This is a genomic window from Acidovorax sp. GW823-FHT05D11 (assembly GCF_058795695.1).
Map to the genome: position 1 here is coordinate 1,907,426 of NZ_CM179502.1, position 13,355 is coordinate 1,920,780.

General features: G+C 59.1%; 16 protein-coding genes. 4 read left to right on the forward strand and 12 right to left on the reverse strand.

Annotation, left to right across the window (positions count from 1 at the left end):
• Positions 1-8 precede the first annotated feature (8 nt).
• From AC3RCE_RS08735 to AC3RCE_RS08765, 7 genes are all read right to left on the reverse strand, one after another.
• Positions 9-1,157 (reverse strand): Arm DNA-binding domain-containing protein, encoded by a 1,149-nt coding sequence (locus AC3RCE_RS08735; RefSeq protein WP_492254936.1) that lies wholly within the window; start codon positions 1,155-1,157, stop codon positions 9-11.
• A gap of 11 nt (positions 1,158-1,168) precedes the next feature.
• Positions 1,169-1,381 (reverse strand): excisionase family protein, encoded by a 213-nt coding sequence (xisR, locus tag AC3RCE_RS08740; RefSeq protein ID WP_492254937.1) that lies wholly within the window; start codon positions 1,379-1,381, stop codon positions 1,169-1,171.
• Positions 1,378-1,851, reverse strand: coding sequence for a hypothetical protein (locus AC3RCE_RS08745; protein WP_492254938.1), 474 nt, complete (start codon positions 1,849-1,851; stop codon positions 1,378-1,380). The genes xisR and AC3RCE_RS08745 overlap by 4 nt, the downstream gene beginning before the upstream one ends.
• Positions 1,848-2,618: a hypothetical protein gene (locus AC3RCE_RS08750; protein ID WP_492254939.1), complete on the reverse strand. Its 771-nt coding sequence runs from the start codon at positions 2,616-2,618 to the stop codon at positions 1,848-1,850. The genes AC3RCE_RS08745 and AC3RCE_RS08750 overlap by 4 nt, the downstream gene beginning before the upstream one ends.
• A 166-nt stretch (positions 2,619-2,784) precedes the next feature.
• Positions 2,785-3,165 (reverse strand): hypothetical protein, encoded by a 381-nt coding sequence (locus AC3RCE_RS08755; protein WP_492254940.1) that lies wholly within the window; start codon positions 3,163-3,165, stop codon positions 2,785-2,787.
• Positions 3,162-3,518: a hypothetical protein gene (locus AC3RCE_RS08760; RefSeq protein WP_492254941.1), complete on the reverse strand. Its 357-nt coding sequence runs from the start codon at positions 3,516-3,518 to the stop codon at positions 3,162-3,164. Before AC3RCE_RS08760 ends, AC3RCE_RS08755 begins: the two co-directional genes overlap by 4 nt.
• A gap of 156 nt (positions 3,519-3,674) precedes the next feature.
• Positions 3,675-4,436 carry a BRO-N domain-containing protein gene (locus AC3RCE_RS08765; RefSeq protein ID WP_492254942.1) on the reverse strand — a complete coding sequence of 254 codons (762 nt, stop codon included), beginning with the start codon at positions 4,434-4,436 and terminating at the stop codon, positions 3,675-3,677.
• A gap of 280 nt (positions 4,437-4,716) precedes the next feature.
• Here AC3RCE_RS08765 and AC3RCE_RS08770 point away from each other — a divergent pair, with 280 nt between their 5' ends.
• Positions 4,717-5,436: a helix-turn-helix domain-containing protein gene (locus AC3RCE_RS08770; RefSeq protein WP_492254943.1), complete on the forward strand. Its 720-nt coding sequence runs from the start codon at positions 4,717-4,719 to the stop codon at positions 5,434-5,436.
• 226 nt (positions 5,437-5,662) lie between these two features.
• On the opposite strand, the gene AC3RCE_RS08775 is transcribed toward AC3RCE_RS08770, so the two are convergent.
• From AC3RCE_RS08775 to AC3RCE_RS08785, 3 genes are all read right to left on the reverse strand, one after another.
• Positions 5,663-6,529, reverse strand: coding sequence for a hypothetical protein (locus AC3RCE_RS08775; RefSeq protein WP_492254944.1), 867 nt, complete (start codon positions 6,527-6,529; stop codon positions 5,663-5,665).
• Positions 6,530-7,465: 936 nt separating this feature from the next.
• Positions 7,466-8,047 (reverse strand): hypothetical protein, encoded by a 582-nt coding sequence (locus AC3RCE_RS08780; protein ID WP_492254945.1) that lies wholly within the window; start codon positions 8,045-8,047, stop codon positions 7,466-7,468.
• Positions 8,048-8,769: 722 nt separating this feature from the next.
• Complete coding sequence (locus AC3RCE_RS08785) at positions 8,770-9,063, reverse strand: hypothetical protein (RefSeq protein WP_492254946.1); 294 nt, start codon at positions 9,061-9,063, stop codon at positions 8,770-8,772.
• Positions 9,064-9,276: 213 nt separating this feature from the next.
• On the opposite strand from AC3RCE_RS08785, the gene AC3RCE_RS08790 reads away from it, so the two are divergent.
• The 3 genes from AC3RCE_RS08790 (at position 9,277) to AC3RCE_RS08800 (ending at position 10,679) form a co-directional block, all read left to right on the forward strand.
• Positions 9,277-9,870 (forward strand): hypothetical protein, encoded by a 594-nt coding sequence (locus AC3RCE_RS08790; protein WP_492254947.1) that lies wholly within the window; start codon positions 9,277-9,279, stop codon positions 9,868-9,870.
• Between the two features lie 171 nt (positions 9,871-10,041).
• The gene (locus AC3RCE_RS08795) at positions 10,042-10,344 is read left to right on the forward strand and encodes an ADP-ribosyl-(dinitrogen reductase) hydrolase (RefSeq protein ID WP_228897804.1); all 303 of its coding nucleotides are present in this window, start codon (positions 10,042-10,044) and stop codon (positions 10,342-10,344) included.
• Positions 10,345-10,352: 8 nt separating this feature from the next.
• Positions 10,353-10,679 carry a hypothetical protein gene (locus AC3RCE_RS08800; RefSeq protein ID WP_492254948.1) on the forward strand — a complete coding sequence of 109 codons (327 nt, stop codon included), beginning with the start codon at positions 10,353-10,355 and terminating at the stop codon, positions 10,677-10,679.
• Positions 10,680-11,017: 338 nt separating this feature from the next.
• On the opposite strand, the gene istB is transcribed toward AC3RCE_RS08800, so the two are convergent.
• The gene (gene istB / locus AC3RCE_RS08805; RefSeq protein WP_492253781.1) at positions 11,018-11,821 is read right to left on the reverse strand and encodes an IS21-like element ISThsp10 family helper ATPase IstB; all 804 of its coding nucleotides are present in this window, start codon (positions 11,819-11,821) and stop codon (positions 11,018-11,020) included.
• Positions 11,811-13,337 (reverse strand): IS21 family transposase, encoded by a 1,527-nt coding sequence (gene istA, locus AC3RCE_RS08810; RefSeq protein ID WP_492253782.1) that lies wholly within the window; start codon positions 13,335-13,337, stop codon positions 11,811-11,813. The genes istB and istA overlap by 11 nt, the downstream gene beginning before the upstream one ends.
• Between the last annotated feature and the right edge of the window lie 18 nt (positions 13,338-13,355).

A 13,355-nucleotide genomic window follows, 5' to 3' on the forward strand; every position in this document is an offset into this window, starting at 1 on the left:
AATTGAACCTAAATCGCATGTTTGACCTGCTGCCCGGTCATCCCAAGCGACAGGTTTACGGCCGCGAGGTTGGAGCCTTTGTCTGCGTTCGGAATCCACTTGGCATAGTCGCGCATCATCACCTGAACGCTATGGCCGTGCTGGTTTGCAACCCACACAGGATTGGCGCCAGCCATTAAGGCGAGGGTCACGCTGGTGTCCCTGCATTCCTTCGGCGGCCTGTATCGGACCTGGCATGCTTGCAAGCTCCGCGTCCATACCTGAAGCTGCTTCTGTTCATCAGCGTATGCACGGCTGGTCGCGGGGTTGTAGAACACCTCCTTGCCAATGGCCTGCGTCCTGGCCCGTTGCCGCTCAAGTGCGCCAAGTGCGCGGGCGTTCAGCTCCACCTCCCGCTCGACGTGCGTTTTCGTGCGCTCCTTGTCTTGACCCATTACCCGGGATCGATGCACCAGCACGCGGCCCGTGGGCAGTTCCACATCCTGCCACCGCAACGCAATCTGCTCGCTAGCCCGCAGGCCGGCGAACATGCTGAACTCGAAATAGTCATGGAACTCATCCCCCCACTGGCGGCGGATCGTGGCCAGGATCTCTTCGACTTCGTGCGGGCTGAAGGGGTCGGGCTTGGACTTCTGCGTCTTCAGGTTGTCGATCCCCTCCGTGGGATTCGCGATGGCGCTGGGCGGCTTGCACACCAGATCGAACACGCCGCGCAAGGGGATCATGATGTTGTTCTGCGTCTTGCGGCCCAGGCCCTTGTGCACCTTGCCGGTTTCCTCGTCGAAACGATCCTGGGCCAGCAGCGCCAGGCGCTCCAGCACCATACGGTGGGTGACCTGCTCGGGGCGCATGTGGCCGAAGGCTGATAGCCAATAGGCCTTCATGTGGCGCTTGTAGATCGCCAGAGTGGAGAACTCCACCGACCGAGCCGCCAACAGATACCAGGTTTCTGCCCACGCCGTCAGCGTGCGCTTCTCCGCCTCGCTGGGCGGCTGCCGTTTGTCTGCGTGGCGGTAGTCTGGGAAGTGGTCCTTGAACTTGAACGTTCCGCGCTCGATCTCCTGCAGCACCTTGTCGCGGACCCGCGCAGCGTGCTTCAGGTTCGAGGCCGTGGGCTTGAGATCCAGCGTCGGCGCAATTTGCTTGCCCTCCCACATGAAGCGCACCTCTATGCGATCCCGGTTCGGTCGGACTCCCCCGGTTCCTGGCCTTCGACCCATTTTCCAAACCCTTTCATGTCGATAAAAATGCAGCCATCTGGGGCTCTGCGGTACTGCTTGCCTTCAGCCCATACGCCGCGATGGATCTTCGTTTCCACGGCCCGGGCGGTGTAGCCCGTCTCCTCGCAGAATTTGGGGATGCGAACGTATCGCGCTGTCATGGTCCAGCCCTTTCGGGGGTGCTGCACTCGGCCCGCAGGGCTTGCGCCTCGTCCACCATGCGCCTGGCGTCTTCCAGCAAATAGGTTGCGGTATAGAGCACGCTGCTCTCCAGGTTGTTTTCATTCAGGCGCTTGATGGTGGGAATCACTATCGACAGCGCGCAGGAGAACTCTCTGGCGGATTCGTGCACATCGCATACGGGCGCAGGGAGCAGATCCGCGATACCTGCGAACCGGTGCACCAGGTCATCAATGAGGATGTGGACTGCCCGCAACTCGCTTTCATCGCTCTCACCCAGGCCAAGTCCTACCGTGTGGGCGGCGCACTCAATCCGATAAATCCCCTCCTGGATCAAGTTGCACTGCGTCTGGACATCAAGCTTCTGCGGTTCGGGCGTGTCCTTTTCGCGAGTTTTCGGGGCAGCCTTTGGCTTGGCCACCTTGGGCGGGCGGTCGATGACGGCACTCATGCTGCGCCCCCTGTGCGTGGGAAGTTGGGCCCATAGCTCCAGCGCTCGAAACCTCCGATGACCATTCCGCTCACGGCCGCGTCTGCAGATGCGCCGATGTGGCGAGTCATGAGCTCGGCCGAATCCACCAGCCGCGAGAGGTCTTCACCATTTTCCGCGACCTGCGCCATCAGCAAAACATGGTGCAGGGTGTGTGCAGAGCCTGCAACGAACTCGAGCACACGCTCCATCTGGGCCTGGTTGTAGCGCCCCTCCACGGGTGCGTCACCCAGGCGGCGGATGGGCGGCAATGGCCGGTCACGAAAACGGTGGGCGCCAGCTTCGATAGCTGCCGCAGCCTCCTCGCATGGATGCAGATCGCAGTCGTAGCTAAGGCAAGTGTTGTTCAGCAAGTTGAACGCGGTCGTGATCAACTCATGGCGGTGAACCGAACCAGGGCAATCCTGCCGCTCGATGGCCAATGCGCCGCTGCAGGCCCCGGCCGCGAAATAGAACACATCTTGTGGCTTCCCCAGCGTGGTCAGCCCCTCGGCGGCTTGGAGCAGGATCTTTTGCCCAAGCTCCAGAAGGGCCGCTGCGTAGGCGGGGCCGTCTTCTTCGCCAATGAGAGCGACCGCTTGGCCGAGCAGGGTGGCCCCGGTCGCCGCGACCTTGCGCTCGCTTTCTGATGCTGGTGGATTCTGCGCGGGGGCAGGGGCGGGCGCCTCGCTGATGGGGGTAGGGGCCTTGGTTGCGCTGGCGCGCGGGCGAGTGATGACCTCAGACATGATCTGATCCTTTTCTTGACGGTGGAAAAAAGACGAAGGGGGAGGGCCGTTCAGGCTCTCGAGCGGGAGCGCCAGAGCAAACCCGCAGCCCAGGTGACGGACTCGATAGGCCCGGCACCAGCGGAGCGGCGCATGCTTGCCAAGCGGTAGAGGAGGGCAGCGGTTTTCATGAGCGACTCCCGATGGTCCTGGTCACTTTGGTGGGCCCTTCTTGGAGGGCGGCCCCAGCATCCAGCTCAGCTTCGATCAGTCGGTCACGCTTGGTTGAGTCAGTGACGCCAGACTCCTTAAGTTCGTAGCGGCGGCGCTCGGCGTAGTTCGAGCGGGTGCGTTCGCGGTCGTTCAGAGGGTCTGGTTGGCAACGTACGCAGTTGCAGCGCGCACCCGAAGCACGCAGTTCGCGCCCTTCCTTCTCTGCGGCTCGAATTGCCTCGGGGGCGACATGGTTGCGCCTGCAGAAGGCGCTCAGCTCCTGTTCGCTCATGGGAGGTAGGCCGTGCCGAGCGTCGAGTCGGATGAGATGAACTAGCGAGGCATTGGCGCTCATGGTGTTACCTCCGGTTCCATGTCATCGCCACACGCCCAGGCGGCCACGCTGCCCAGGTGGGTGAGCCCGGCCATCTGATCGGCAATAGACCCGATCAAGATGGTCAGCTGCGAGGCGACGTAGAAGTCGTTCGCTGCCTGCGACGTGGTGGCCTGCACCGTGCCCATGCGGTACATGGCCTGGGTAAGGTAGTCGCGCAGAGCCTCTGCCTGGACCGCAATGGTGCTCAGAGCGAGGGATATCTGCCCGGTGGTGTAGCCATTCGCAGCCTGGGAGACTGGTTGCGTTGCAGTCTGGGCCTGCGGTGGGTGTTTAGTTGCGCCAGCGGAAGGGCGCGTGATAACCTCAGACATAGATCCGATCCTTTTTCAACGGGGTTTTTGGTCTAGAAGCCGGTTTGCGGGTCCAAGCGCTTACCGGCTTCGCCTTTTCAGGGGTGCACCTTCCCGGTTTACACCATATGTCTAGTGGGCGGGGTGGGCCCTCTCGACTTCGTACATGCTTCGGTTTCATGCGGCTTCTTTCTGCTCTGCGGGAAGGGCCTGCAGCACGGCGATCACGGTGGCCGGCACGCCGCTCCCATGACGCTTGCCTGTGTCGTAGATCCGCGCGAAGTCTTTCCCCGCCTCGGTCGCTTCCCATACATCGCCGCGTTTGAACTGCAGCCCAGCTTCAGCCATCAGCAGGTTGACCTGACGCGCTGAGGCTGGCGGAGTCATCTGCTTGCCGAGCTCAGTCGGCGTGAACCAGTGGTCCTGCTTCTCAGCTTCCAGGTGCGTGTGCCCGAGTTGCTGCATCAGGTTGATGTTGGTCATCGAGTAGATGGCCTGGTTCGCAGAGATCGCCGCCGCATTCTTGTCACAACCCAGCAGGCGTGCAACGCGGACCAGTGGACCGAAGGCCTTCGCTGCTTCCGCTGTCGCCTTGAGCGGCGTGAGCGAGTTCTTAGCGGTGTAGCTGCCGGTCTTGCGGATGCTGGGCAGGACCTCCTCAAACACCCAGCGTTCGAAGCGCTCCGCAGAGGGCAGGCTGCTGTTGACGATCATGCGGAGCATGTCGGGCTCGGAGATCAGACGCACTTCCTGGACGCCTCCTGGGGTTGGAAGGGGGTGCGATTTCCGCACACCCTTGCAGTGATCCCGCATAGCCGCGTTGTGATCGCGGTAGCCGAGCACGTCCGCTACATCTCGACCTACAAACCATGGTTCGCCTTCGAGCACCAAAGCGCGCAGGCGAGCACCGTCAAAGCTAAATGGGGTGATATTGATCATTAAGGCTGACCTTTCCGCTCGGTGGATTGCTGATCGGCTTCCTGGCTGGCTTCAAGGCGCATTCGGATCTCGCCGCTCAAGCTTCGATGCCCCGCGGCAGCGCGGGCCCGTAAGTAGGTTTCGAGTTCGTTGTCCAAGCGCACGGCCACACTCGGTTTTTGCTTCTTTCGATTGCCCATAGAATCCCCTTTCTTGATGATCGGTACTGAACAGTCTTGATTAGTATTTTAATGACTGAACACTACTTGTCAATACCATTGAGTACTAATAATTCCGCAAAATGGACAATGAACTAGCCACTCGCCTGATAAAGGCGCGCTCGGACAAGGGCTGGAGTCAAGCAGACCTAGCTAACGAAAGCGGGGTTGCGGCGGCCCAGATCTCCCGTTACGAGCAAGGCAGAAGTAAGCCCAGGCCGGAGGTTCTGTCCAAGTTAGCTAAAGCGATGGGTGTGGATTTCAGTTGGCTTTCTATGGGGCTGAGCGTCACGGACGACCCGGCGCCGCTGGATCTGTTTTTGGACAAGGCACTTCACGAAAGGCTGAGTGCTGCAGCCAGCGCATCGGGCAGGAGTCTCCACACGGAGGTTTGCTCTCGCCTTGAAAAATCGTTTGAAGTGATCGCGGGTTCAACCCCATTGGTTATGGCTAAGATGGAGCAGTTCTTAGCGGAGTCCGCGCTGGCTATTGCAGCAAATAAGTTGACCATGGGAACGATTTCAACAGTGCTTCGTGAACTTGTAGAAGCAGTTGAGAGTGGTGTGCCGGTTGAGCCGGACCGATTGCGCACATATCGAACGATGGCGGATCTTGTCAGCCAGAGCAGCACGATTTCCAAAGCCGAGTTGAACAAAGTCATCGACACCGCGGGTACAGCGAAAAGCTCTTTTGAACGTCTTGCGTTAGCCAGCGCGGGGGAGCCCGAAAGAAAACTGTTGAACGTTCTGCGCGAGTATGAAGAACGAGGACCGCTCCACGATCCAGTTCCTGACAACGAGTGAAAATATGCTTTGTTGCCATTGCTTCTTGCGCAGCGGGGCACTGCCGCGAGTCGCGGTGAAAACGACTCGACGATCTCTTTAGTCCGCGGTTGCTGCGCGTAGAAGGTCATAGTCCTTTTTCGTCATCCCAGTAGGTCCCGCGTTTGCGGTATGGGATGAGTTTCTTACGGGGGCAGGGTGGAGGTAAGTCTCCATGCCCGCAGGCTGTACGGTCTGCCTGCAGGGCCTACGCTGTGCCCGCAGAGCGGAGTTTTTTCCACTCAGTCATCCAGTCGCGGACTGTGCGCCACGCGACGGGGACGACAACGCCGGCAACTCGGCTGGCGGCCGTGTCCATGCTCGGCGCATCGGCCATATGCGTGTCACACCATTCGAAGACCTGTTGCTTCATAGCTCGGTTTTCCGAATGCCTGGCATTGGCCGCTTTTTTTGCAAAAACGGTCCTTGCTACCGCCGCCGCCTGGCTATCGGCAGGATAGTGAATTGACTCAAGTACTAGTTTTTCGCTTTGGTTCCACATGTGGAGTCCATTGGCAAGCGACGACGCTTCGGAGGCTTCGTGGATAGCTTCGAGAAATTCAAGATGGGGAAGATTGCCGTCACTAGCGCACCAAAGCCAGTTCAGTTCCATAGCCGTTAATACTGAGATATCGCTTGGCTGCGTGCTGAACCCGAAGCGCTCGATCACTGCTGAGAACTGACGGCCGAAATCCAGTTCGGCCATTTTGTTGTACGCTGAGTAGGCCCAGCCTTCCGACCCAGCATAGCCAGAGGGGGTGCAAAGGGCCCGCGTGTCATGTGTGTCCTGTATCGCTCCGGTGTCGATGGATCGCCGAAACCAATGGACTCCCTCCCAGCACGCTGCCCACATCACCCATTGGCTGTAGGCAAACAAGCCAGGTAAGTCTGGCTGCGCCTCCTGCATTTGTCCATAACTTCGCGCATATTGATCGTTTGCTCGACTGTGCAGACCGCGAATCGTCGACGGCAGATCTAGCGCCATTGGTAGGCGCATGCTTTCGACAGACTGCACCGCATCGGTCCATGAGCCGCCTCTGTTTTTATCGTGTTGAGCCAACCATTCTTCATCCATCCGTCACTCCACTTTTGCTGTGCTTCGCCCCTCGCCTTTCATGCCCTGCTGACGGAGGGACGCCGACGAGAGCGGATCGGTAAAAGCGTGTCAAGCCTTGTGTTTCTTCAAACAAGTGATCCGTATCACCATGCGTGCAATTTTCGACTGGCGAATTTTGAGAGCGCTGGCACTATATCCACTTCTATGCGGAGGGAGCGATGGTTAGATTCACAATTCGAGTGGTCCTGCATGATGGCCCGACTTGGGATGACTACGATCAATTGGCCTTGGCGCTCGCCGAGAGAAACATCACTGATGTGATCTTCAGCGACGATGGGGTTGGCTACAAAATGCCCCCGGCCGAGTACCAGTGCCAGGGTGATCTGACTGCAGAGCAGGTTCGCCAAATTTGCGCTGTTGCAGCTCAAACAACAGGTAAGCGCCACGCGATATTGGTCACAGAGGCTAAAACGCGCTCTTGGAGCGGGCTGGATTTGCTGAGCCGTTAGTCATGTGTCAGCCCATTTTGATGCAGGTCATCAATGAAAACGCCCGCTCAACGGCGGGCGTTAGGTCGGCTGTGTAGAGCCGACACCGGCATAACCGGTCAGCTATTGGGCGGAGTTACCACGGGAGGTTCATCTGTCCGGGGTGAGAACGGCAATGTTCGCATACGTGTTCCAGGCGGCCAAACCGCCAGCGCACGTAGGGGCGCACATGCACGCTCTTCGGGTAAGCGCATGCTTTCATATTTCTCCTCGCTCTGAGCGTGGTGAAAAAATACATGCGCGCGGCAATTCATCTGCCGTTGTACACTGGTCACCCTTCCGCCAAGAAGATGTCCTGTGTGCGCATGCACCTGGGCCGATCAAACCCCCAGCTCACCCTGGGGGTTTTTTCGTTTAGCGTGGGAGCTAGGTCCCTCCTCCTTTCGCCAACATTGATGTGAGGAAGTTACTCGTCGTTCAATGCAAGCTGCTGGCCTTCTGGGGTGTCTTCACCGAAGAGACGTGCTGCTTCTTCGGCGGTGAACTTGCGAAGTGAATAGACCCCCTTTTTGTTGGGAACCGTATGAACGCTGCTCTTGGAAGTCATGCGGTAGAGCCGCGAGGTCAGAGTCGTGCGCTTCGTGATCTCGGCGGTCTTGCGATAGATGCCTACAAGGATTTGGTCGAGGGAGGCGATCCCGCCGCGGTCTTCCAATACCCCAAGAATCGCCATTTCGAGTTTGTCTGGGATTGCGCTCTCTGAGAGCTCGCCGCGCAACTCTTCTGGAAGATCTGCGATCTCGTTGAGCGAGAGCGTTAGGACTGGCGGGTTAGAACTCGGGGTGGAAGCTGCGGGGGCTGCTGCCAACTGCTTGTCGGCTTCCTCAAGCGCGGCTGCGAGTTCTTTGAAACGCTCCACGTTACTCTGGTGGAGCGAATGTCGAAATTCGTTCGCTCCCTTGGCTTCTGGCGCGAAGCGGCGAGCCAGCTTCTCCTGGACGGCGATGTGCTCGTTGACCAGGGCTTGATACTTCGATAGAATAAGCATCGCTTTCCTTTGCACGGGAAGTAAAGAGGCGCCAACATCCGTTGTTCCACCCGAGCTGCCCAAAAGAGGCAGTTCTTACTGGAAGCCTCCAAGGAAACCAGATCAGAAAGACTATGCTTTTTGACACATGAAGCCCGCGCCGCAATCGCGGGCTTTTCCTTGTCTGCTCACAAATGAGTGACGCATAAGACAAATGATAACACGCCTTTTCTAGGATGCATAGCTATTGCATTGGCGGCGCCGAGGAAAGCGTGAGGAGTTGAGGTGGCTTCCGTTTAAAGCGTGAATCCCGCTTGCTAGCCAGTCTTCCGTGAAGATTCCCGCCCGTCAGGTCCTGACGCAACGATGTTGCTTTGTAAAGGTGCGTGTTGTCGACCATCAATGCATACACAGCGCTGACCTGTCAGTGTTAATGTGCATTTGTCAGCGTGACGCCTCCCCCGGAAATCTAAATTTCAATTTATGTGCAGCGACTGAAGTCTGTGAACTAACTCGGCAGTTGAGCCCTCGTCGCGACGACGCTTACGCCGTGTACACGTATGCACAAAGGGGTTTTTCGGGGTAAACCCGACGCGGGTGGCCCGGTGAATGCTTAAGACGGTTGATGTTCGCCGGTGTATAGGCGCTGATGCCGGTGCAAATTGCACAAGCAGCTCGCCCCGACCGTAGAGATTTCTGTACTGTGCACACGTGTGCACAACGGTAGCCCTCACTCGGCCCGCTCAAACCTGGGCGAATACCTGCCTCATCGGGTTGTCAGCCCAAGGGGAGGGCGTTGTCCTGGAGGTGAACTTCTGCTCAGTCATCATCACAGTGCCCAGCTTTGAGATCAGCAGCATCTTCCAGCCCTCAGCTTTCCCCGAACTGCTGCCGCCTCCCACCTGGTAGCAGCTCACCGCCTCATGGCCAGCGGAGTTGATACCGTAGACGTGGGGCTCGACCGTTCTGCTGTAGCCGTCGTAGAACACGGTCAGGATGCGGTGTTGCTTGATGGCTTCAGTGATGGTGGGGCTCATCGTTTCTTCTCGGTCGGGTGTCGGGCCATGCTACTGCGCAGCAAAGGGCAGGCAAGAGAAAAACCGCCGCGCGCTGTCACATGGGCTTCGGATGCTTGATGCGCGTCAAGGGCGGCGTTCTATTTTTTGCGAACTGCGCAGGCGGAGCGGCAAATTGTTTCACCGGCTCGTGACTCCTGAGTAACATGTGCTTACTTATAGAAGGAGAGCGGGATGAAGAGATTGATAGTTGGCGCGGCTTTGGCTGCTGTTTCGGCACTGTCGAGCGCCGAGCTTGTGAACATCAGCACCAATGCCACCCAAACCGCGACACAGGCGGCGGTCGCGTGCACGATTGTGGACACTGGGACGACCTTGATTTCTGGGTCTGTCATCCTGGTCGTTCTGGCCGAGGGGAATGGGAATCCAGACCTGCGGGTCTGGTCGCTCAAACGGGACTACGTGACAACAAACAACGATTGGGCGGATGGCATTGATGTGTCCGCCAATGGACAGACGGGCCACCTTAATCTTCGTGATGTTGATCCAAATGGCGGCCTGCTCTACCCGACTTTGCTGCGCGCGCCAGTCAAGCAAACCGATGCCGCAGTATTCGTCTCCGTACTTCCTGGCGAGCCTGTTTGCGCTTCGACTCTGGACAAATCGGGTGACGGCCAATTGCACACCGTCACCCTATCCATCACAGATATGAATGCCATCGTGTTCAAGTCCCTGCAGATGAAGAGTCTTGGGATTGCGGACATCCCGCGCGATCCACGTGAGACAACCTTGCAAAGAATGATCGACGGCGTTGAAGTGAACCGTTGATCAGGCGGGGGCTGGCGTGGGCCCCTGCGCAATCCGGGCTGGATGAGTAGGTCTGTGAGTGGCCGTAGGGGATGAAGAGGCGCACCGACAGGGCCAACTGAGCGTCTCAAAACGGCCACTTTAATCGCGGAACTCTAGCTTTCCGGCCCACTCTGTATATACAATGCATTTATGCGTATGTTCATATCGCCAGCAACAAGGGCCAAGCTGGCAAAGCCAGATCACAACGTAACCGATCTTGAGATCATCCAATGCTTCGCGAACAGGGACCGCAAGTTCCTGACTGACACGCGTCCAGAGCACCAGACGCCGATCCCTACACAGTGGTTTGTGTCAGAGACGGACTACGGCAGAAAGCTCAAAATCGTCTTCATCCTCGACACGAAGAGCGGCATTATTGACATCAAAAGCGCCTACTCAGCCACCGCAGAAGTGGAACGGATTTATACAAAGCACGCAGATTTACTGACCTAGGAGAGAACATGAACGAAGACCGCGAGATCGACTATGACAGCGTTGGCACGAGCAATGCCTATGTTGCCGTCGCTCCGGCAGAGCTGTCGGTAGCGCTTGACGACGCACTCGACCTGCAGCCAATTTCCATTAGACTGCAACGCGACCTGCTGGACAACCTGAAGGCCTTGGCAAAACTCAACGGGCTGGGCTATCAGCCACTGATCCGCCAAGTGCTTACGCGCTGGGTGGATTGCGAGTTGAAGCATATGCTTAGAGAGAGAGCTGCGGCCGCACAACCACAGCCAGAAGTTGAGGCTGAAGATGTGCAGGTAGAGCTGCGCAAAGCTGCCTAAAGTCCTTCCCTGCCCTCAACCGGAGAAACCGCCCGCCGAGGCGGTTTTTCTTTGCCCCCTCTCCCAACTCAGCCGGTCCCAAACAGTCGTGTGACTGGCTTGGCCCGCAGCCTCAAGCAAAGACTCCTAACTCGCGGCATCATTGGGTATCCCAACTGCCGACAGATGAGTGATGAACGCACACCAATGGTCGCCAGAAATCAGGCGCAGAGCTGAGCAGGCGGTGGCAGATCTTGAGGCCTTCTACGACACCATGCAGGCGGGCTGTTGATTTCCATCCAACCGTAACCCACCATTTCCATCTCGATCTGACCCACCCTTGTTCGTGAACTTCACGCTCACGTTGTGGATAAGTTCTTGGCTATCTTCTCCTTCTTGGTGGTCTGTGGTGGTTGCTGTGCGGAGCTGTTCTTGAACCGGTAGCTGTCGTTGCCGGTTTCCAGAATATGGCAGTGATGCGTGAGTCGGTCCAGCAGCGCCGTGGTCATCTTGGCATCGCCGAACACGTTGGCCCACTCGCTAAAGCTCAGGTTGGTGGTGATCACGACGCTGGTGCGCTCGTACAGCTTGGACAGCAGGTGGAACAGCAAGGCTCCTCCTGACGTACTGAACGGCAGGTAGCCCAGCTCATCCAGGATCACCAGGTCAGCATAGGCCAGGCGGTGCGCGATCTGCCCCGGCTTGCCCTGGGCCTTCTCCTCTTCCAGTGCATTGACCAGCTCCACCGTGGAGAAGAACCGCACCCTGCGGTGATGGTGCTCAATGGCTTGCACCCCGAGGGCCGTGGCAATGTGGGTCTTGCCCGTACCCGGTCCACCCACCAGCACCACGTTGTTGGCGTTCTCCAAGAATTCGCAGCGGTGCAACTGGCGTACCAGTGCCTCGTTCACCTCGCTGTGGCTGAAGTCAAAGCCCGCCATGTCCCGGTACGCAGGGAACCTGGCCACCTTGAGCTGGTAGGCCACAGAGCGCACTTCGCGCTCGGCGGTCTCGGCCTTGAGCAGTTGGGACAGGATGGGCTGCGCCGCATCGAAGGCCGGTGCACCTTGCTCAGCCAGTTCCGCAACCGCCTGGGCCATGCCGTGCATCTTGAGCTCGCGCAGCATGATCACGATGGAAGCGATGGCAGGGTCATGACGCATAGCGCACCTCCCTCAATTGGTCGTAGCGAAGCACATTGGCCTGGGGTTCCACCGCCAGCTTGAGGGCCTGCGGCGACGTGACCGGTGCTGGAGCGGGCTTGCCGTCCAGCAGGCGGTGCAGCACGTTCAGGATGTGCGTCTTGCTGGCAGCCCCTGACTCCAGTGCCAACTCCACTGCAGCGAGCACAGCCTGTTCATCGTGGTGCAGCACCAGTGCCAGTACCTCCACCATCTCCCGGTCGCCGCCGGTTTGCTTGAGCAAGGTGGCTTGCAGTCGCTTGAAGGCCGCTGGCAGCTCCAGGAATGGGGCGCCGTTGCGCAAAGCTCCTGGTTTGCGCTGCAGCACCGCCAAGTAGTGGCGCCAGTCGTACACGGTCTGTCCCGCACCATGGTGGTTACGCTCGATCAGGCGCTGATGCTCGCACACGATCTGGCCTTCGGCGGCAATCACCAAGCGATCCGCATAGACCCGCAGGCTCACCGGCCGATTGGCATACGGCGCCGGCACGCTGTAGCGATTGCGCTCGAAGTGGACAAGGCAGGTGGGTGAGACGCGCTTGGTGTTCTCCACAAAGCCATCGAAGGGCCGGGGCATTGGCATCAAGGCGGGCTTCTCTTGAGCCCAGACATCCGCGACGGTGCCCGGCAGCTTGCCGTGCTCGATCTCGTGCCACAGCGCCACGCAGCGCTCTTCAAGCCAGGCATTGAGATCGGGCAGGCTTGGGAATGGCGGCACCACTTGCCACAGGCGATGGCGGGCATCGCGCACGTTCTTCTCCACCTGGCCCTTCTCCCAGCCCGACGCGGGATTGCAGAACTCGGCCTCGAACAGGAAGTGGCTGACCATGGCCGCAAAGCGCGCATTGACGTCGCGCTCCTTGCCACGGCGCACCCGGTCTACAGCGGTGCGCATGTTGTCGTAGATGCCACGGCGGGGCACGCCACCCAGGACCACGAACGCATGGTTGTGGGCATCGAACAGCATCTCGTGCGTCTGCAGCGGATAGGCGCGCAGGTAGAACGCTCGGCTGTGGCTGAGCTTGAAGTGGGCTACCTGCAGCTTGGTGCGCACGCCGGCGAGAACAGCCCAGTCCTCGCTCCAGTCGAACTGGAAGGCCTCACCCGGGCCAAAGGTCAGCGGAACGAAGGTACCTCGGCCGGTGGTCTGCTGTGCAACCAGGCGCTGCTCGTGCCAGAGGCGCGCAAAGGCCGCCACACGGTTGTAGGAGCCGCCATAACCGAGCGCCTGCAGATCCACGTACATCTGCTTGACGGTGCGCCGCTGCTTGCGGGATCGGCCAGCCTCCGTCTTGAGCCAGCCGGCGAGCTTCAAGGCGAAGGGATCGAGCTTGGATGGACTGACTCGCTTGGCATAGTGCGGCTCGGCCTCGCCTGCGCGCAGGTACTTGCGGATGGTGTTGCGCGAGAGGCCCGTGCGGCGGGCGATCTCCCTGATGGACAGCTGCTCTCGCAGGGCCCAGCGCCTGATGACACTCAGTGTTGCCACGTCTATCACTCCTGGTCTCCTGCTGCT

Excerpts from the sequence above, each read along its gene's own strand:
- AC3RCE_RS08790 (WP_492254947.1), top strand. The coding sequence starts at position 9,277 with ATGAAGAGATTGATAGTTGGCGCGGCTTTGGCTGCTGTTTCGGCACTG.
- AC3RCE_RS08755 (WP_492254940.1), bottom strand. The coding sequence starts at position 3,165 with ATGAGCGCCAATGCCTCGCTAGTTCATCTCATCCGACTCGACGCTCGG.
- AC3RCE_RS08795 (WP_228897804.1), top strand. The coding sequence starts at position 10,042 with ATGCGTATGTTCATATCGCCAGCAACAAGGGCCAAGCTGGCAAAGCCA.
- AC3RCE_RS08780 (WP_492254945.1), bottom strand. The coding sequence starts at position 8,047 with ATGCTTATTCTATCGAAGTATCAAGCCCTGGTCAACGAGCACATCGCC.
- AC3RCE_RS08745 (WP_492254938.1), bottom strand. The coding sequence starts at position 1,851 with ATGAGTGCCGTCATCGACCGCCCGCCCAAGGTGGCCAAGCCAAAGGCT.
- AC3RCE_RS08785 (WP_492254946.1), bottom strand. The coding sequence starts at position 9,063 with ATGAGCCCCACCATCACTGAAGCCATCAAGCAACACCGCATCCTGACC.
- AC3RCE_RS08770 (WP_492254943.1), top strand. The coding sequence starts at position 4,717 with ATGGACAATGAACTAGCCACTCGCCTGATAAAGGCGCGCTCGGACAAG.
- AC3RCE_RS08760 (WP_492254941.1), bottom strand. The coding sequence starts at position 3,518 with ATGTCTGAGGTTATCACGCGCCCTTCCGCTGGCGCAACTAAACACCCA.
- AC3RCE_RS08750 (WP_492254939.1), bottom strand. The coding sequence starts at position 2,618 with ATGTCTGAGGTCATCACTCGCCCGCGCGCCAGCGCAACCAAGGCCCCT.
- AC3RCE_RS08775 (WP_492254944.1), bottom strand. The coding sequence starts at position 6,529 with ATGGATGAAGAATGGTTGGCTCAACACGATAAAAACAGAGGCGGCTCA.
- xisR (WP_492254937.1), bottom strand. The coding sequence starts at position 1,381 with ATGACAGCGCGATACGTTCGCATCCCCAAATTCTGCGAGGAGACGGGC.
- AC3RCE_RS08735 (WP_492254936.1), bottom strand. The coding sequence starts at position 1,157 with ATGTGGGAGGGCAAGCAAATTGCGCCGACGCTGGATCTCAAGCCCACG.
- AC3RCE_RS08800 (WP_492254948.1), top strand. The coding sequence starts at position 10,353 with ATGAACGAAGACCGCGAGATCGACTATGACAGCGTTGGCACGAGCAAT.
- istB (WP_492253781.1), bottom strand. The coding sequence starts at position 11,821 with ATGCGTCATGACCCTGCCATCGCTTCCATCGTGATCATGCTGCGCGAG.
- AC3RCE_RS08765 (WP_492254942.1), bottom strand. The coding sequence starts at position 4,436 with ATGATCAATATCACCCCATTTAGCTTTGACGGTGCTCGCCTGCGCGCT.